The sequence below is a fragment of the Nocardiopsis sp. iso_238 genome (assembly GCF_056173325.1).
This window is the reverse complement of record NZ_CM149668.1, coordinates 2,274,825-2,292,300: the sequence shown is the minus strand read 5'-3', so window position 1 is coordinate 2,292,300 and position 17,476 is coordinate 2,274,825. Positions and strand designations below refer to the sequence as shown.

The following is a 17,476-nucleotide window of genomic DNA, read 5'->3' as shown; positions in this document are numbered from 1 at the left end:
ACCACCTTCGCGAGGCTCGTCAACCGCTCTCCGGGGGCGGGTGCGCGAGGGAGGTGACCGAATCTCCCAGGAGCGGTGGCCCGCCCCGTCCGGGGGCCCGGTCAGGCCTTGGCCACGGGCAGGAGGATCCGGACCGTGGTCCCCCCGGGGCCGCTCTCGATCTCCACGCTTCCCCCCTGCGCCGTCACCAGGGACCGGACGATCGACAATCCCAGGCCGACGAGTCCGCCCTGCTGGTCGGGGCGTGTCGTCACGAACGGCTCGAACACCAGGGGGAGCACGTCCGGGTCGATCCCGTCCCCGTCGTCCGTCACGGTCAGGGCCACCGTGTCCCCTTCGACTCCGGTGGCCACGTCCACGACGACGTGCGGCGGGTTGTGGTCGATCGCGTTGGAGACCAGGTTCATCAGGCACTGCTCCAGCCGGGCCTCGTCTCCGAGCACGACCTGGGGGGAGGCCTCGTGGAAGACCACGGACCGCGCGTGGGACAGGGAGGCCACCCTGGCCCGGACCGCGTCGAACAGGTCGGGCAGGAACACGGGGCCGAGGTGGGCGTCGACCCCGTCGCCGCCGCGCGCCACCGCCATGAGGTCCTCCAGCACGCGCCGCAGCCGTTCGAGCTCGGCGTGCACGATCTCCGCCTCCGGGCCGCCCAGCAGTTCCAGGTGTCCCTCCGCGACCGCGAGGGGCGTGCGGACCTCATGGGAGATCGCCGCCAGGTAGCGGCGCCGTCCCGTGTCCGCCTGCTCGATGCGGGTGAGCATGCGGTTGATCTCGGTGGCCAGTTCCGCGATCTCGTCCCCGGTGTCCGGGACGGGCACGCGGGTGGCCAGGTCGGTCGGTGAGATCCGCTGGGCGGCCGCCGACACCTTCCGCACCGGCGCCAGGGTGCGTCGCACCACCAGCCACAGCGCGACCCCTCCCCCGCCGATGCCGATGCCCCCAGCCACCGCGGTGAACAGCAGGACCGTGGCGGCCGTGTCCTGGACCGTGTCCAACGGCGCGGCGACGGTGATGACGGCGATCTTCTCGTCGGCCGCGTCGGTGACCGGGGTGTCCAGGACCCGGACCCGACCGACGTCGGTGTCCACGGTCCGCGCGACCCCGGGCGCCGAGGCGGGCGCGTCGTCACCGCGCATCAACCCCGCGACCTCGGCGGGGCCACCGGTGCTCTGCAGACGGACCCCGTCGACGTGCACCAGTGACACGTGCCGGGGGCCGCTGGGGCGAATCGCCAGGGCACGGTGCGCGGCGCGCTCGGCCTCGGGCCCCGACACCATGCCGTCCAGCCCCGCCGCGGCGGGCAGCTGGTCGCCCAACGTGTCGGTCAGCAGCGCGGACTCCTGCCGCAGCAGGTCGTCGACGTCGTTGCGGCCGGAGACGAGGACCAGTTCGTAGGTGAGGGCGGTGACACCACCGACGACCAGCACCATCACCATGAGCGCCCGAAGGACCAGGCGCCTGGTGAGGCTCACCCCTCGCCGCCGCTCAGGCGGTAGCCGACGCCCCGCACGGTCTGGATGCGTTCCGCCCCGAGCTTGCGACGCAGTTGGCTGACGTAGACCTCGACGACGTTGGACGCTCCGTCGAAGTCGTAGCCCCACACCAGGTCGAGCAGCCGGGACTGGGAGAAGACCTGGCTGGGATGGTGGAGCAGGACCGACAGCAGGGCGAACTCCCGCGCGGACAGGGGGACGACGGCTCCGTCCACGAAGGCCGTGTGCCTCCCCAGGTCCAGGGTGACGCCCCGGGCGGTCACGGCGTCGGCACGGTCCGACCCGCTGGTGCGCAGCCTGGCACGGACCCGGGCGAGCAGTTCGTTCACGCTGAACGGTTTGACCACGTAGTCGTCGGCGCCGGCGTCGAGGTTGACGATCCGATCGCTGACCGCGTCCTTGGCGGTGAGCACGATCACCGGCACCGTGGGACGGCGCAGGCGGAGTCGGCGCAGGACCTCCTCGCCCGCCAGGCCCGGCAGTCCCAGGTCGAGGATGACCAGCTCGACGTCGGTCGACAGCGCCATGACCAGACCGTCGATACCGTCCGAGGCGGTCACCACCGTGTGCCCGGCGTTCTCCAGAGCGCGCCGGACGAAGGAGACGATGCCCTCCTCGTCCTCCACCACCAGAATCGCCACCGCGCCGAACCCTCCCGTTCCCTTGGACCAGCCCAGCATGCCGTTCGATGCTGAGGCCATGATGAAGGCAACCTGAAAGCCGTCTTCAGGTTGGTTTCAGGTTCCCATCATCGACCTGGGGGACAATGGAGTCCTCTCGACACCCGCGGTTGGAGGGACCGATGACGCGACGCCGCACGACGGTCCTGGTCTCGTGCGCGGCGGTGGCCCTGTCGGTCCTGGGTGTGGGCGGATACGCCGTGCTCAAGGACCCGGAGCTGGCGGTGGAGACGATCCGCCTCGACGGTTTCACCGGTGCCCCCACGCTGCGCCATCCGGTCGGGGAGGGCACGTCGCGCCCGGTCGACGGCTTCGAGCAGCTGATCGGCGAACTGCGTTCCGGCGGCACCGCCGAGGACTGGTACGTCGCCGGGGTGGGGGTGGACTTCGGCCCCTGTGCGTGGCTGCTCACCGATCCGGTGGTGGAGGACTTCGACGGCGACGGCACGGCGGGCACGATTCTGGAGGAGTTGCGCTCCCTGGAGGGGACCGAGGTCACTCTGGGGGTCCGCTACGGCTCCGAGGGGGACGGTGCCCCCGACGGCGCGGTCGTCTTCACCGTCAACGGAGTGCAGTTCCGGGACACCGACGGCGGGCCCGCGCCGTGGGAGGACACCGGGGCCCGGCACGAGGCCGACCGGGAGGAGGTCTCCGCCACCGCCGAGGAGGCGGTCGGAGAGGGGGCCCGCGCCACCGGTGTCGAGCGGATCGACGAGAGCGGCCCGGGCTGGGCGGTCCGGGTCCTGGGTGCGGACGGACAGGACTACGAGGTGATCCTCGACCTCTCCGGCGGGGTCGAGGACGTCCGCGCGCGCGACTGACGTCCGACGCCCGTACCGCCGCGACGGTCTCCGACACGTCCCCGCCCCAACCTGAAGGGCGTCTTCAGGTTGACCTCAGGAAGCGCTCAGAAACCACTGACACGCTGTTCCGGCTGGGTCGAAACGAGAGAGGAGACGGGGATTTGTCGGGTCCGTCATCCCTGCGGCTTTCCACTGGGAAGTGGGTGGCCTGCGCCGCGACGGCGTTGGTCGTCATCGCGAGTCTGCTGAGTTACGGCTGGTACCAGGGGCTGGTCGGCAACATCACCACCACCCAGGTGGACACCGACGAGTGGGACCGGCCCACGAGCGTCGAGGGCGTCATGAACATCCTCGTCATCGGCTCGGACGTACGTTCCGGCGAGAACGCCGACTACGGCGCCGCCGAGGGCGAGCGTCCGGACACGATGCTCATCGCGAGCGTCAACGTGGACAACGGCGCGGCCACCCTGGTGAACCTGCCCCGCGACCTCATGGTCGACCTGCCCGGCTGTGACCCTGTGGAGGGGTACGAGGGCATGCGGCCGCAGGAGGGCATGATCAGCTCCGTGATGACCTTCGGCGGTGTGGGCTGCCAGTGGCAGGTCGTCGAGCAGGTCACGGGTGTGCACCTGGACCACTTCCTGATGATGGACTTCGTCGGCTTCAAGGACATGGTGGACGCCATCGGCGGGGTGGAGATGTGCATCCCCGAGCCGGTGGACGACCCCAAGGCGCACCTGGTGCTGGACGCCGGGCTCCAGACCCTGGACGGTGAGGACTCCCTGGGCTTCGTGCGCTCCCGCTACTCGCAGGGCGACGGCAGCGACCTGTCCCGGATCGACCGCCAGCAGGAGTTCATGGGCGCCATGCTGCGCCAGGTCCTGAGCAGCGAGGTGATGACCAGTCCCGTCACCATCACGCGCTTCCTCGGCGCGGTCACGGACTCGATCACCACCGACGAGGAGCTCACCGTGGACACCATGGCCGACATCGCCATCTCCATGCGCGAGGTCAACCTGGACCGCGTCCAGTTCGTCACGGTCCCCAACGGCGCCCACCCGGCCGACGAGAACCGCATCATCATGAGCGACGCGGCCCCGGCCCTGTTCGAGGCCATCAACAACGGCCAGGACCTGGGCGGAGGGGACGACGGCGGCGAGGCACAGGAGAGCTCCGTGGAACCCGGCGACGTCACCGTGGAGGTGGTGAACAACACCGGGATCGAGGGGCTCGCCCTGGAGATCCAGGCGGTCCTGGTCGACGACGGGTTCGTGGTCACCGGCACGGGCAACCCCGAGCAGCGTGCCCCCGAGACGACCACGGTCTACCACGGCCCGGGCGACGAGGACGCGGCCGAGTTGCTCGCGAACAGCCTCACCAACGCGCAGACCGAGGAGGTCGAGGGCCTGGAGCAGACCCTCGAACTGGTCGCCGGATCGGACTGGGAGGGCTTCGGAAGCTCCTCCTCCGACAGCGACCTGTCCATCACCGACGACCTCGGCGGCGTCACCGCCGAGGAACAGGAGAGCGCGTGCTGACGGAGCGACGACCACGTCGGGCGAGCGACGCCCGGCCCGTGGGGGCCGAGTTCCGATGCGAGGAAACGTGAACGCCCGATCGACCGTGACCGTGGGCGGTGACGGCTCCCGAGCCAGTCTCGACGCCGTCGAGTGGGCGAGCGCCTACGCGCGCCTCTGGGAGGCCTCGCTCCGGATCGTGACCGTGGGGTCGTCCGGACCGGCCAACAGGAGCCCGATCTCGGACTCCAGGAGGCAGATCTCCCGCGAGGAGTTCCAGAGCGACCAGCGGCTCCGGCGCAGGGCGGAGGCGGCCTTCTCCCGCGCCGTGGGGGCCGTACCGGAGGACCGCATCGAGGTGCTGGTCGTCGCCGGGGACCCCGTCGACGCACTGCTCACCTCAGCGGACGGGGGCCCGTTGGTGGTCGGCACACGCCGACTGGGGTTCCTGTCCGGAACCATCGCCGGGTCCGTCAGCCGAAGGCTGATCGGCCGCTCCCCCGGCCCCGTGACCGTCGTCTCCGGGGCCGCCACACAGGGACGGGGACGCGTCGTCGCGGGCGTCGACGGTGGTCCCTCCACCCGCGCGGTGGTGTCCTACGCCCTTGAGGAGGCCCGGATCCGCGGGGCGGAGCTCCTGGTCTTCCGAGCGCTCGGAGACTCCTCCCCGAACGAGCGCTCCGGGACGGCGGCGGTGATCGACGCAGCGAGGAAGCCGGACCGGCACGTGCCCGTCCGTGAGGAGGACGAGCGGGGCGATCCGGTCGACCTCCTCGTGGAGCGCTCGGCCGACGCCGACCTGATCGTCATCGGGACCCGGAGCCTTGGGCTGACCGCCGGGCTCCTGCGCGGGTCGGTCGGACAGAGGCTGACCGTGCGGGCCCGGTGCCCGGTCGTGGTCATCCCCGGCTGAGGGCCGAGGCTCCGCTCAGCGGTCCGTGACGGGCTGCCTGAGGATGGTGCGCAGCCTCTCGGGGGCGCTCCTGCGGGGATCGCTGAGGTAGATCTCGTGGTGCCTGCCGGTCATCCGCAGGCCGTGCTCCGGGATGAACCCGTCGTGCATCCGCGCGAGCACCTCGGCCTCCTCGTCGAAGGGGCCCACGTGCAGCGTCTGCACGCAGCGGCCCTCGGAGAGGGATTCCAGGCGGACGTCGTCCAGGCGGGTCGGCCGCTTCCTCCCACGGACCTCCTCGACGGCGGCCGGGACCAGGCCCGGCCCGATCCAGTCGGGGACCATGAGCATCAGCGTCCACTCCCACCGCGACTTGTCCCGGGAGACCGTGAAGGAGTCCATGTCCCGGGCCCACCACAGCCCCTCCAGGGGCGGGACGACGTAGTCCCGGCCGAGCTCGCGCCTACTGGCGAACTTCAGCGTGTAGGCGACCGGGTAGAGCGCCTCGACCCCCTCGGTGAAGAGCGGGGAGGAGTTGGGGTCGCCGTGTCCGTCCACCATGAGGTAGCGGAGGTCCGGCACGTCCAGGACGCGGAACCGACCGCGTCGGGCCCGGTAGGAGTCGAGACTCCGTCTGAAGTCGGTCCTGTCCGTCATCGGCGGTACCCGCCTCGTCGTGCGGCTCCGGAGAACCGGAACGGACACCGGTCCGTTCCACGTGGGCGCGAAGGGACTCGAACCCCTGGCCTATTGCTTGTAAGGCAATTGCTCTAACCAACTGAGCTACGCGCCCGTGTGTGCGTCGCGAGAGATCATACCGCTTCGCGGTGGTTCCCCGCGCCCGGATCATCCCGCCAGGTGGCGGGCCTGGGCCACGTACTCGCCGACGTCCCGGGGACGGTCGACGGGCGTGTGCGCGGTCCAGCGGACGGTGCCCCCGGCGTCGATGAGGAAGGTGCCCCGCCGGGCCACTCCGCGCCCGTCGTCGAAGACCCCGTAGTCCCGGGCGACCCCGCCGTGCGGCCAGAAGTCCGAGAGCAGCGCGAAGGGGAACCCCTCCCGGTCGGACCAGGTGCGCAGGGCGAAGGTCGAGTCCACCGACACCGCCAGCACCGTGACCCCGAGACCTCGGAGCACGTCATGGTGTTCGCGCAAGTCCGCGAGCTCTCCGGAGCACACCCCCGAGAAGGCCAGCGGGTAGAACACGACGAGCACGGGGCCGCCCCGCAGGGCGCTCAGGACGGTGTCCTGGCCGTACTGGTCCCGGAGGCTGAACTCGGGCGCGCGGGCGCCCACGGAGACGGTGTCGGTCATGCTCGCGTTCGTGTCGGCCGACCGCACGGGCCGGTACCGGCGCCCGCCGGTCGGCGGGCGCCCCTCAGCGCCGCGCGTCCGTGCTTCCTGGGACGCGCGGCGCCGGACGACTCACCCGGTACGGGTGGTGTCCGTCACCGCTTGGGAACGACCAGGCGGGTGCCCGACCAGTCGGCGCCGATGCTGACCGCGCTGGTCTGGGACAGGCCCGAGGTGGTGGCGGCCTCGGCCACGTCGTTGGGGGACACGTGCAGCTCACGACCGGCCTTCGGGGTCAGGACCAGGATGGTCCCGCCGTCGGCGATGGTCGTCACCGTGTCCATCAGAGCGTCGGTGAGGTCGCCTTCCTCGTCGGACCGCCACCACAGCAGTGCCGCGTCGACGTCGCCGTCGAAGTCCTCGTCGACCAGTGCCTCGCCCGTGAGTTCGGCGATGGAAGCGCGCAGTCCCTCGTCGACGTCATCGTCGAACCCGAATTCCTGCACCACCTGACCCGGCTTGAATCCGAGTCGGTCAGCCAAGCCGCGTTCGCTTTGTGCCTGGCCCGCGGTCGCGCTCACGAAAGTTCTCCTCCACAGATGGTTTTTCTCAATCTTGCCTGCACGAAGCAGTTGTCACAACGATGCCGGGCATTTTTTGTCGCCCGTCACGTGGGTCCGTAACCATCGCTGATGGCCTAGTTCACACGCTAGTGGCATATCCCGTCAACGCGCGTCCGAACCCGGCTCGCGTCGAATCAGCTCATCCGGACTCCAGGAAGGACAACCGGACCTGCCGATCCGGGTTGTCCACGTTCAGGTCCACGATCGCGATGGACTGCCACGTGCCCAGTTCGAGTCTGCCGGATAGTACTGGCACTGTGGTCTGCGGTGCGACGAACGCCGGCATGACGTGTGAGCGTCCGTGTCCTCGGGACCCGTGCCGGTGACGCCACCGGTCGTCGGCTGGTAGCAGGTCGTCGAGGGAGGCCAGGAGGTCGTCGTCGGACCCCGCGCCCAGCTCGATGATGGCCACACCCGCCGTCGCGTGCGGGACGAAGACGTTGAGCAGGCCGTCGCCGCCGCTTCGGGCGACGAACTCTCGGCACTGCTCGGTGATGTCGGTGACGCTCTCCGATCCGCCGGTGTGCAGCTCAAGGATCAGTGTCCGCATAGCGACACCTTCGCGCAGCCTGGCCCCCGGTGCAACCATCACCTGTGCGTCCGCGGGTGACCGAACCCCTCTGAAGGGGCCATACTCCTCCCCGACGTGTGTGAAACTGGACGAAAGAAGGGATAAGGGTGACTGTCTCGTTACTTTTGGGGCCCGTGCTTCGCCACGTGGGCCCCGCCACGGCGACGGTGTGGGTGGAGACGGACGCCCCCTGTGACGTCCGGGTTCGCGTGGACGGCGGGCCGGTCTCGGCCAGCCGCACCTTCACGGTCCACGGCCACCACTACGCCGTGTGCGAAATCGAGGGCCTGACGCCGGGTTCCGTCCTTCCCTACGAGGTCTTCCTCGGTGAGGACCGGGTGTGGCCCGAACCCGACAGCCCGTTGCCGCCGAGCGTCCTGCGCACCCTGTCCCCGGACGCGCCGACGCGGCTGCTGTACGGCTCCTGCCACACCCCCACCGGTGACACTCCCGAGGGCCTGGTCCGCTACGGCCCCGACATGCTCCGCGCCACCGCCCGCCGTCTGGCCCGTGAGGACCCGACGGAGGACAACCTGGTCCTGCTGCTGATCGGTGACCAGGTCTACGCCGACGAGGTCCAGGAACCCATGCGGGCCTTCCTCCAGGAGCGGCGCGGCGCGGACGACCCGGACGGCGCGCCCGAGGGCGAGGTCGTCCGCTTCGACGAGTACGCCGAGCTCTACCGCCAGGCCTGGTCCGATCCCCAGGTGCGGTGGCTGCTGTCGACCGTGCCCACGCTGATGGTCTTCGACGACCACGACATCCGCGACGACTGGAACACCTCGGCCGCCTGGCGCGGCGCGATGGACGGCCACCCGTGGTGGCGCACCCGGGTGACCAGCGGTGTCGGCGCCTACTGGGTGTACCAGCACGTGGGGAACCTCTCCCCCGACGCGCGCGCCAAGGACCCGCTGTGGGCTGCCGTGCGCGACCACCGCGATCGCGGCACCGACGCAGGGGACACGGTGGACTCGTTCGCCTGGCGGGCGCACGACGACCCCTCCTCCTACCGGTGGAGCCACCACCACGACGTGGGCGGCGTGCGGGTCCTGGTGACCGACACCCGCTGCGGCCGGGCCCTGGACGAGGACGACCTCTCCGGCGGTTCCAGGTCCATCCTGGGCCCCGACGGGCACGACTGGCTGGACGAGCACCTCACCGGCGGCCCCGACCACCTCGTGGTGGCCTCCACCGTCCCGGTCCTGCTGCCGCCCTCCGTGCACCACCTGGAGGCGTGGAACGAGGCGGTGTGCGCGGGTGCCTGGGGTTCGGCGGCCAGGGGCCCCGCCGAGCGGCTGCGCCAGGCCCTGGACCTGGAGCACTGGGGCGCCTTCCAGTACTCCTTCCACCGCCTCGCGGACGCCGTGCTCGACGTCGCCCGTGGCGGCCGGGGTCCGGCTCCCGCCACGGTCCTCCTGCTCAGCGGAGACGTTCACTTCTCCTACCTGGCGCGCGCCCGGGCGCGCGCGGGACGGACGACCTCGCGGGTCGCCCAGCTGGTCTCCTCCGCGCTCTGCAACCAGCTCTCCCCGAACCTGCGCCGTGCGGCCACGGTGTCCGCGAGCTGGCCCCTCCAGCTGGCCGGGGGCGTCCTGACGCGGCTGGCCGGGGTGCGCCGCAGCCCGCTGTCCTGGCGTCTGGCGGAACGGCCCTACTTCGGCAACACCATCGGTGAGGTGGTCTTCGACGGCCGCGAGGCCGAGGCGCGCTGGTACCACTGCCCGCAGGGCGGGGACGACGCCCTGCCCGAGATCCGTCGACGGGTCCGTGTCTGACGCTCGGAACAGCTCCGGCGGCGCCCGTGTGGGCGCCGCCGGAGGTGCTTTCGGAGTTCCGTGCCGGAGTGCGGCTAGGGCTTGTGCGAGGGCGGGCGCCGACTGGCGTGCCCCCGGCGCCGGTTGCGCACGCTCAGACCGAGCGCGCCACCCTCCTCCAGGAGCTGCCGGGCGGCCCGGTTGACGGTGCCGCGCGACCCGGTGGCCGCCGCGGGGGTGTCCTCGGTCTCGACCAGGTCGGGCTTGGGCAGGAGCGTGGTGGGCTCGTTGTCCTGGTCGTCGAGTTCCTCGGGAAGCGCGTGCAGCTTGCGGGTGCGCTGGAGCCGGGGCCCCTCCGCCTCGGGCCGGTCCTCGACGGGGGCCTGCGCCTCGGTGGGGTTGCGCTTCTCCTCGTCGACGGCCTCCTGCCACGCCTGGTCCTGCTGCTGGTCCTCCTGCTTCTGGCGGTCCAGACGGCGGGCGCGGTCGGTGCGCCACGCCCGGTAGGAGCGGACCAGCGTCGTCACGACCGGCCAGGTGACCCTGGCGGGCCGGGAGAGGGCGTGCCAGAGGTAGGCGGTGGTACCCCAGGCCTCCATGGCGCGGCGGGCCCTGGTGATGGTGAAGAACGTGGGCATGGCCAGCAGCAGCTGCGGCCAGGCCAGGGCCAGCGCGGCGAACAGCGGGTACATACCGCCGCCCGCGATGGCGGCCGCGGCGCCGATGACCATGGGCACCAGGGCCAGCGCCACCCTCAGCTGGGTGAACTGCCGGAAGCGGTGCAGGGAGCGGCGGGCCGAGACCGGCGGCGCCAGACCCTCGGGAAGCGGGGTGGGCTGCACGATCACGGCGAGCAACAGCGTTCCCACGCCCACGCTCGCGGCCAGCAGGATGGTCCATCCGGCGGCGGACATCGCGCCGCCCACCAGCAGGTACACCAGACCCAGGACCGGAATCGGCGCGGGGAGCCAGAACAGGACACGCCTGCGCAGCTCACCCTCCTGTGTGGGTTGGAGTACGAAATCGATCACCGGGCGTAGTATCCGGAACCTCTTCCTCGGTCGCTCGACCACAGCGTTGGACCCCCCAAGAACGTCGTGACGGAGCGGTGCGGGGAGCGACGCCCGAGGGTTTTCGTCGTCTCTGGCTCCACCTGCAACCTGCCCGTATCAAAGCTATCTCTTTTCGCGTAGTCCCCGGGCGCACACGGTCAGTTACACACATACCCGACGCTGGTGAAACTTCCATAAACCAGACGAAAAGGGAGGCAACGATCAGATTACGACGTGGCGGAGGTCACGCCCCTGAGCGTGGCCGACACCGGCCACGGCGTCGATCAGTCCCGGGTTTCGGACAATCGGCCGAGGGCCACCGCCACCCGGAGCACGAAGGAGCCCCGCCCGTCCGAGGGGATGTGCCCCGTGAGCTCGGAGATCCGGCTCAACCGGTAGCGCACCGTGTTCGGGTGCACGAAGAGCATGCGCGCCGTGGCCTCCAGTGACGAGGCGTGTTCGAGGTACACCGACAGCGTGTCCAGCAGCGGGGAACCGGCTCCCTGGAGGGGCAGGTACACCTCCGTCACCAGTTGCTGGCGGGCCTCCGCGTCGCCCTCCAGCGCCCGCTCGGGCAGCAGGTCGTCGGCGAGCACGGGCCGGGGGGCGTCGGGCCACGCGACGGCGGCCCGCAGGCCGTTCACCGCGGACCGCACCGAGGAGCCCGCCGCGTGCAGGTCGGCCACGGCCGGGCCCACCACCACGGGCCCGTCCCCGAACAGCCCCGCCAGGGGCTCCACGGGCTCGATCGGGAGGTCGTCGACCGGGTGCCGGTCACCCACCCCGACCACCACGACCACACGGCGCCCCTGCATGCCCGCCAGCACGTCGTAGCCCAGGCGGCGCGCGGCCGAGCGCAGGTCGTCCATGACCTTGCCGCCGTCCTCGTCACCGATGTCCCCGGCCACCGCGATCACCGGCGTGTGCGACCAGCCCAGCGCGGACCCCCAGGTCTGGAGCCCCTCCACCTGGTCCCCGTGCAGGAGCGCGTCGACGATCAGCGCCTCCAGCCGCGCGTCCCAGGCGCCACGGGCCTCGGCCGCGCGTGCGTAGACCTTGGCGGAGCTGAAGGCCACCTCACGCGTGTAGCGGAGCATGGCCTCGCGCAGCTGCTGTTCGCCGCCCGGGGCGGCCAGGTCGTCGACCTGGTTCTCGACCACCTCGATGACCACCCGGATCATGTCGACGGTCTGCTGGAGGGAGACCGACCGGGTGAGTTCGCGCGGGGCGGTGCCGAACACCTCCACCGTGATCGCGGGACGGCCGCGGGCCGGGTCGCGGAACCAGTCCACGAAGGCGGCCACTCCGGACTGCGCCACGAGGCCGATCCAGGACCGGTCCTGGGCCGACATCCGGCGGAACCAGCCGAGCCGCTCCTCCATGCGGCTGACGGCGGCGGTGCCCAGCGCGCCCATGGAGCGTTCCAGGCGTCGGACGGTCTCGGCGCGGATCTGGTCCTGAGGGGCGCCGCTCCCGGTCGGCGCGCTCGCGCCGTCCTCGGTCGGTCGGGGTTCGGTGTTCACTCGTCTAGGTTCGCATCCTCTCCGCACCCGATCCGGAGTTCGCCCCCGTGTCGGCCGTCACCCCCCGGATCCACCGGTTCGGGAGCGGCGCGCGAGGGGCCCGCGTACCGTCGGAAAGTGATCTCCTCCACCCGTTTCGGGTTTGTGGGCACATGACCGGTGGCTTTTTGTGGATTACCTACAAACGGACTTCGGTGAACTTCGTGTCTCCCACCATCCAGCTGGTGATCTCCTACAGGGCAAGGTTGATGTCGTGCTTGTAATCGTTGCTCCAGGCCAAGGCGCCCAGGTTCCCGGTTTCCTCTCCCCGTGGCTCGAACTCCCCGGCATGGCCGAGACGTTCTCCTCGTGGTCCGAGGTGACCGGTCTCGACCTCGTGCGTTACGGCACCACGGCGGACGCGGACGAGATCCGCGACACCGCCGTCGCCCAACCGCTCCTGGTGAGCGCCGGACTGGCCGCGGCCACCGCGCTGCTCGGGCCGCTGGCCGCCCCCGGCGCCCCGCTGCCCGCCTCGCCCTCCCTCGTGGACGCCACGGCCGGGCACAGCGTCGGTGAGTTCACCGCCGCCGCGCTGGCCGGTGTGCTCTCCCCCAAGGACGCGCTGGCCCTGGTGGCCGAGCGCGGACGCGGGATGGCCGACGCCGCCGCCCGCACGGAGACCGGGATGACCGCGGTCCTGGGCGGTGAGCGCGAGGCGGTCCTGGCCGCGATCGAGGCGGCCGGGCTCACCCCGGCCAACGACAACGGCTCCGGCCAGATCGTGGCCGCCGGAACCACCGCCCAGCTGGCGGCGTTCGCCGAGAACCCGCCCGAGCGGGCCCGACTGCGCCCCCTGTCCGTGGCCGGTGCCTTCCACACCGAGCACATGGCCCCGGCCGTGGATCGGGTGCGGGACGCCGCCCGGAACCTGCCCACCGCCGACCCCAGCGTCCGTCTGCTCTCCAACGCCGACGGGGCCGTGGTCGAGAGCGGCGCCGAGTACCTGGACCGCCTCGTCTCGCAGATCTCCTCACCGGTCCGCTGGGACGCCTGCACCGACACCCTCTCCGGCCTCGGAGTGACCGCGTTCATCGAGCTGACCCCGGCGGGCACGCTCAGCGGCCTCGCCAAGCGCGCGCTGCGCGGTATCGAGATCCTCGCGGTGAAGACCCCCGACGACCTCGAACGCGCCGGCGCCCTCATCAAGGAGCACGCGGGGACCCCCTCCCCCGCGAGCAGCCAGCAGGAAGGCTGAGCATGTTCAACGTCCCCAGTGCGCCCGGCGGCGCCGCGATCCGTTCCTTCGGCGGGTACCAGCCGTCGCGGGTCGTGACCAACGCCGACCTGGAGGCCCGCGTCGACACCAACGACGAGTGGATCCAGAGCCGTGTGGGCATCAGGGAGCGTCGCGTCGCCGGTCCCGAGGACTCCGTGGCGAGCATGGCCGTGGCCGCCGGAGGCAAGGCGCTCGCCGCGGGCGGGATCTCCCCCGAGGACATCGACCTGGTGATCGTGGCCACCTGCACCGTGCAGGACCAGATCCCGAACACCGCGGCGACCGTCGCCGCCCGGCTCGGCATCACCGCCCCGGGCGCCTTCGACGTCAACGCGGCCTGCGCGGGCTTCGTCTACGCGCTCGGACTGGCCTCGGACTCGGTCCGGGCCGGAAGCTCCCGCAACGTCCTGGTGATCGGCTCGGAGAAGCTCAGCGACTGGGTGGACTGGCAGGACCGGTCCACCTGTGTGATCTTCGCCGACGGCGCCGGGGCGGCCGTGGTCTCGGCCTCCGAGGAGCACGCCGTCGGTCCGGTCGTCTGGGGTTCCTCGGGCGAGCGCGCCGACACCATCCACCTGCGTGAGGGCAAGTACCTCCACCAGGAGGGCCAGGCCGTCTTCCGGTGGACCACCACCGAGCTGTACAAGGTGGCACTGGAGGCCATGGAGCGCGCCGGGGTGGAGCCGACCGAGCTCACCGCCTTCGTGCCCCATCAGGCCAACCTGCGGATCGTCGAGTCCATCGCGCGCAAGCTGGGGGCGCCCCAGGCACTCGTGGCGCGCGATATCGTCACCGCGGGCAACACCTCCTCCGCCTCGATCCCTCTCGCGCTCTCGCGCATGGTCGAGCGCGGGGAACTTCCGTCGGGGAGCACCGTGCTCACTCTGGGATTCGGTGCGGGCCTGGTCTACGCCGCACAGGTGATCCGCATCCCCTGATCCGATGATCCGGTCCCGGCGGACGCGGGCCAGCCCGCCCCGCTCGGGAACGTCACCCGGCACCACTTTCGTCAAGCAAGGAGAACACGACATGGCCGACCACAGCGAGCAGGACATCCTCAAGGGCCTCGGCGAGATCGTCGAGGAGATCGTCGGCACCGACCCCGCCGAGGTCACCCCGGAGAAGACGTTCGTGGACGACCTGGACATCGACTCGCTGTCCATGGTGGAGATCGCCGTCGCCGCGCAGGACAAGTTCGGCGTGGAGATCCCCGACGACCAGCTCAAGGACCTGAAGACGGTCCAGGACGTCATCAACTTCATTCAGAAGTAGCGCGTCCGGGCCGCCGGTCCGCACCCCGGCCCGGCGGCCCGACCCGTCCCCACCAAGGACACCCCAGACCCACTCATTCGCCACGCCTCCCGGCACACCGAGCCGGGATCGACCCACGAGAAGGGCGATCGGATCATGTCCAAGACCGATGTCGTCGTCACCGGCCTCGGCGCCACCACCCCCCTCGGGGGTGACGTCGCGACCACATGGTCCGCGCTCCTTGACGGCCGCTCCGGGATCAGCATGCTGCCGGAGGACTGGCACGAGAAGCTTCCGGTGCACTTCGCCGGGCGGATCGCGCAGGAACCCTCGGAGAAGCTGCCGCGCCCCCGGCTGCGCCGCCTCGACCGGACCCAGCAGTTCGCCCTCATCGCCGCGCAGGAGGCCTGGGAGCACGCGGGTACTCCCGACGTCGACCCCCTCCGTCTCGGTGTGGTGGTCTCCAGCGGGATCGGTGGCATCCTCACCATCCTGGAGCAGTACGACACCTTCCGTGAGAAGGGCTGGAAGCGGGTCTCCCCGTTCACCGTTCCCATGCTCATGCCCAACAGCCCGGCCGCCGCCGTGGCCCTGGAGTTCACCGCTCGCGCGGGCGCCCACGCCCCCGTCAGCGCCTGTGCCTCCAGCGCCGAGGCCATCGCCAACGGTGTGGACATGATCCGCGCGGGCCGTGCCGACGTGGTGATCGCGGGCGGCACCGAAGCCGCGATCCACCCCCTGAACATCGCCTCCTTCGCCTCCATGCGCGCGCTGTCCACGCGCAACGACGACCCGCAGACCGCGTCCCGTCCCTGGGACAAGGACCGCGACGGCTTCGTCATGGGCGAGGGCGCGGGCATCCTCGTCCTGGAGTCCGCGGAGCACGCCGCCAGGCGCGGCGCGCACGTGTACGCCCACGCCTCCGGTGTCGGCTACACCGACGACGCCCACGACATCGTCATGCCCGACCCCGAGGGCGCCGGGCAGGCCCGCGCCATCACCCAGGCGCTGGCCGACGCCGACCTCAAGCCGAGCGACATCGTGCACGTCAACGCGCACGCCACGTCGACCCCGGCCGGGGACGTCGGCGAGACCCGCGCGATCCGCACGGCGCTGGGTGACTCCGCCGCCGACCGCGTCGCGGTGACCTCCACCAAGTCCATGACCGGCCACCTCCTGGGCGGTGCGGGGGCCGTGGAGTCGATCGCGACGATCCTGGCGCTGCACGACGGCCAGATCCCGCCGACCATCAACATCTCCGAGCTCGACCCCGAGGTGGCCGTGGACATCGTCCGCGACAAGCCCCGGGAGATGCCGAGCGGAGACGTCGCCGCCATCAACGAGTCGTTCGGCTTCGGCGGCCACAACATCGCCGTGGCCTTCCGCCGCGCCTGATCCGACCGGCCGCGCACCGCGCGGCACAGGGTCCTCCAGTGGGCGTCACCGCACGGTGACGCCCACTGTCGTGTCCGTGACCTCCGTCGACCGTTCGTGAACGCCCGGCGGCCCGTGTCCCAAGAACGGACGAACTCCGCCGCGCGGGTCTTCATGCGGGCGCGCCCGCGCGCGACCATGGCAGACGTGTCCACCCTGCCCCGTCCCCACGCCCGCCCGGCCACCGGCGCCGACGACCGGCCCGGGCGCCGCCGTCGCGGCCCGGCCTTCCGACCCGTCGTGGACCTGGACTCCGGTGCCGTGGTGGCCGTGGAGGTCGTCGCCGCCGTTCCTGCGGGGCTCGGCCGCCCGGACGGACGGGGCGGCGGGTCCGCCCCGGTGGCCGAGTGGTTGGCGTCCCTGGTGCGCGCCGGTGTCGGGGTCGAGAGCCTGCTACCGCTGGTCCTGCCGCTGCCCTCGGCCGCCCTGGTCGACGGCACCGACCTGCCAGGGCTGGTCGAGGGCGCGCTGCGCCGGGCCGGGCGCCGACCGCGCGACGTGACCCTGATGCTCACCCCGGACCTCGTGGAGCTGCCCCGGGCCTCCGTCCTGACGGCGGTCTCGGGACTGCGCTCGCTGGGGTTCCGCTGCGGCTTCGGGACCGCGATGACCAGGCCGGACCTGGTCGTGGAGGCCACCCCGTTCCTGATCCGGTTGGATCCGGTCCTGGTGTCCGGGATCGACGGCGACCAGCGCAACGGGGGGATCGTGGACGGGCTGGCCCGGATCGGTCGGAGCAGCGGCGTGTACGCGATGGCCGACGGCGTGGACCGGAGCGAGGAGATCGTGCGCCTGCGCGCGTGCGGGGTGCGGCTGGGCTGCGGCGCGTTCTTCGCGGACCCCGGTTGGCGGCCCGGTGAGAAGGTGACGCCGGTGCCGGAACCGGCGGCCACGGCCCTGGACGACACCGACGCGGGCCCCCGGGTCACCGAGTTCATGGTGCCGCCGCTGGACTTCGACTCCGAGTCCACAGGTGAGCACGTCCTGGAGGCGTTCACCGGGGACACCGCGCTCAACAGCGTGGTGCTCATCGACCACCGGGAGCGGCCGACGGGGGTCATCGACCGGACCCGCTTCCTGCTGTCGGTGACGGGGCGGTACGGGCACGCCCTGCACGCGAAGCGTCCGGCGCTGCGGCTGGCGGAGTCACCCCGGACCGTGCCCGCCTGGATGTCCGCGATCTCGGCGCTGCGGGTGGCGGGGCGGGACCGCGAGCGGGTCTACGACGACCTGATCGTGACCAACCCCTACGGCCAGTGCGTGGGGGTCGTACACGTCAGCGACCTCATCCAGTCGCTGTCCCGCCAGTGACCCCGGACAGCACGGAGG

At 71.6% G+C, this 17,476-nt stretch carries 17 protein-coding genes and 1 tRNA gene; 9 read left to right on the top strand and 9 right to left on the bottom strand.

The window, feature by feature from the left end:
• Positions 1–101 precede the first annotated feature (101 nt).
• Together AC0VYL_RS10185 and AC0VYL_RS10180 are read right to left on the bottom strand one after the other, a co-directional pair.
• Positions 102–1,475: a sensor histidine kinase gene (locus tag AC0VYL_RS10185; protein WP_475482960.1), complete on the bottom strand. Its 1,374-nt coding sequence runs from the start codon at positions 1,473–1,475 to the stop codon at positions 102–104.
• The gene (locus tag AC0VYL_RS10180; protein WP_475463010.1) at positions 1,472–2,137 is read right to left on the bottom strand and encodes a response regulator transcription factor; all 666 of its coding nucleotides are present in this window, start codon (positions 2,135–2,137) and stop codon (positions 1,472–1,474) included. Before AC0VYL_RS10180 ends, AC0VYL_RS10185 begins: the two co-directional genes overlap by 4 nt.
• 161 nt (positions 2,138–2,298) lie before the next feature.
• Here AC0VYL_RS10180 and AC0VYL_RS10175 point away from each other — a divergent pair, with 161 nt between their 5' ends.
• The 3 genes from AC0VYL_RS10175 to AC0VYL_RS10165 all read left to right on the top strand — a co-directional run bounded on the left by AC0VYL_RS10175 (position 2,299) and on the right by AC0VYL_RS10165 (position 5,409).
• Positions 2,299–2,997, top strand: a complete 699-nt coding sequence (locus AC0VYL_RS10175; RefSeq protein ID WP_475482959.1) for a hypothetical protein — start codon at positions 2,299–2,301, stop codon at positions 2,995–2,997.
• A 143-nt stretch (positions 2,998–3,140) separates the two neighbouring features.
• On the top strand, positions 3,141–4,517 hold the full coding sequence (locus AC0VYL_RS10170; RefSeq protein WP_475482958.1) for an LCP family protein: 1,377 nt from the start codon (positions 3,141–3,143) through the stop codon (positions 4,515–4,517).
• Positions 4,518–4,584: 67 nt separating this feature from the next.
• A complete protein-coding gene (locus AC0VYL_RS10165; protein WP_475482957.1) occupies positions 4,585–5,409 on the top strand; it encodes a universal stress protein in 825 nt (274 codons plus the stop codon).
• A gap of 15 nt (positions 5,410–5,424) precedes the next feature.
• On the opposite strand, the gene AC0VYL_RS10160 is transcribed toward AC0VYL_RS10165, so the two are convergent.
• The 5 genes from AC0VYL_RS10160 to AC0VYL_RS10140 form a co-directional block, all read right to left on the bottom strand.
• The gene (locus AC0VYL_RS10160; protein ID WP_475482956.1) at positions 5,425–6,045 is read right to left on the bottom strand and encodes a GyrI-like domain-containing protein; all 621 of its coding nucleotides are present in this window, start codon (positions 6,043–6,045) and stop codon (positions 5,425–5,427) included.
• A gap of 62 nt (positions 6,046–6,107) precedes the next feature.
• Positions 6,108–6,181: transfer RNA gene (locus tag AC0VYL_RS10155), tRNA-Val, on the bottom strand.
• A 53-nt stretch (positions 6,182–6,234) separates the two neighbouring features.
• Positions 6,235–6,702 carry a peroxiredoxin gene (locus AC0VYL_RS10150; RefSeq protein WP_475482955.1) on the bottom strand — a complete coding sequence of 156 codons (468 nt, stop codon included), beginning with the start codon at positions 6,700–6,702 and terminating at the stop codon, positions 6,235–6,237.
• 134 nt (positions 6,703–6,836) lie between these two features.
• Positions 6,837–7,262, bottom strand: coding sequence for a DUF3052 domain-containing protein (locus AC0VYL_RS10145; RefSeq protein WP_026129353.1), 426 nt, complete (start codon positions 7,260–7,262; stop codon positions 6,837–6,839).
• A 181-nt stretch (positions 7,263–7,443) separates the two neighbouring features.
• Positions 7,444–7,854, bottom strand: coding sequence for a secondary thiamine-phosphate synthase enzyme YjbQ (locus AC0VYL_RS10140; RefSeq protein ID WP_475462241.1), 411 nt, complete (start codon positions 7,852–7,854; stop codon positions 7,444–7,446).
• Between the two features lie 128 nt (positions 7,855–7,982).
• On the opposite strand from AC0VYL_RS10140, the gene AC0VYL_RS10135 reads away from it, so the two are divergent.
• Complete coding sequence (locus AC0VYL_RS10135) at positions 7,983–9,650, top strand: alkaline phosphatase D family protein (protein WP_475462239.1); 1,668 nt, start codon at positions 7,983–7,985, stop codon at positions 9,648–9,650.
• A gap of 74 nt (positions 9,651–9,724) precedes the next feature.
• Here the strand turns inward: AC0VYL_RS10135 and AC0VYL_RS10130 are convergent, their stop codons facing one another.
• Both AC0VYL_RS10130 and AC0VYL_RS10125 read right to left on the bottom strand, forming a co-directional pair.
• Positions 9,725–10,660 carry a hypothetical protein gene (locus AC0VYL_RS10130; RefSeq protein WP_475462237.1) on the bottom strand — a complete coding sequence of 312 codons (936 nt, stop codon included), beginning with the start codon at positions 10,658–10,660 and terminating at the stop codon, positions 9,725–9,727.
• Positions 10,661–10,965: 305 nt separating this feature from the next.
• Positions 10,966–12,204, bottom strand: a complete 1,239-nt coding sequence (locus tag AC0VYL_RS10125; protein WP_475462236.1) for a PucR family transcriptional regulator — start codon at positions 12,202–12,204, stop codon at positions 10,966–10,968.
• A 328-nt stretch (positions 12,205–12,532) separates the two neighbouring features.
• On the opposite strand from AC0VYL_RS10125, the gene AC0VYL_RS10120 reads away from it, so the two are divergent.
• The 5 genes from AC0VYL_RS10120 to AC0VYL_RS10100 all read left to right on the top strand — a co-directional run bounded on the left by AC0VYL_RS10120 (position 12,533) and on the right by AC0VYL_RS10100 (position 17,458).
• Positions 12,533–13,441, top strand: coding sequence for an ACP S-malonyltransferase (locus AC0VYL_RS10120; RefSeq protein WP_475463009.1), 909 nt, complete (start codon positions 12,533–12,535; stop codon positions 13,439–13,441).
• Positions 13,442–13,443: 2 nt separating this feature from the next.
• Positions 13,444–14,400, top strand: a complete 957-nt coding sequence (locus AC0VYL_RS10115) for a beta-ketoacyl-ACP synthase III (protein WP_475462234.1) — start codon at positions 13,444–13,446, stop codon at positions 14,398–14,400.
• Positions 14,401–14,491: 91 nt separating this feature from the next.
• On the top strand, positions 14,492–14,734 hold the full coding sequence (locus AC0VYL_RS10110) for an acyl carrier protein (protein ID WP_017545094.1): 243 nt from the start codon (positions 14,492–14,494) through the stop codon (positions 14,732–14,734).
• Between the two features lie 135 nt (positions 14,735–14,869).
• Positions 14,870–16,108 carry a beta-ketoacyl-ACP synthase II gene (gene fabF / locus AC0VYL_RS10105; protein ID WP_475462232.1) on the top strand — a complete coding sequence of 413 codons (1,239 nt, stop codon included), beginning with the start codon at positions 14,870–14,872 and terminating at the stop codon, positions 16,106–16,108.
• A 177-nt stretch (positions 16,109–16,285) separates the two neighbouring features.
• Positions 16,286–17,458 carry an EAL domain-containing protein gene (locus tag AC0VYL_RS10100; RefSeq protein ID WP_475462230.1) on the top strand — a complete coding sequence of 391 codons (1,173 nt, stop codon included), beginning with the start codon at positions 16,286–16,288 and terminating at the stop codon, positions 17,456–17,458.
• Positions 17,459–17,476: the final 18 nt, after the last annotated feature.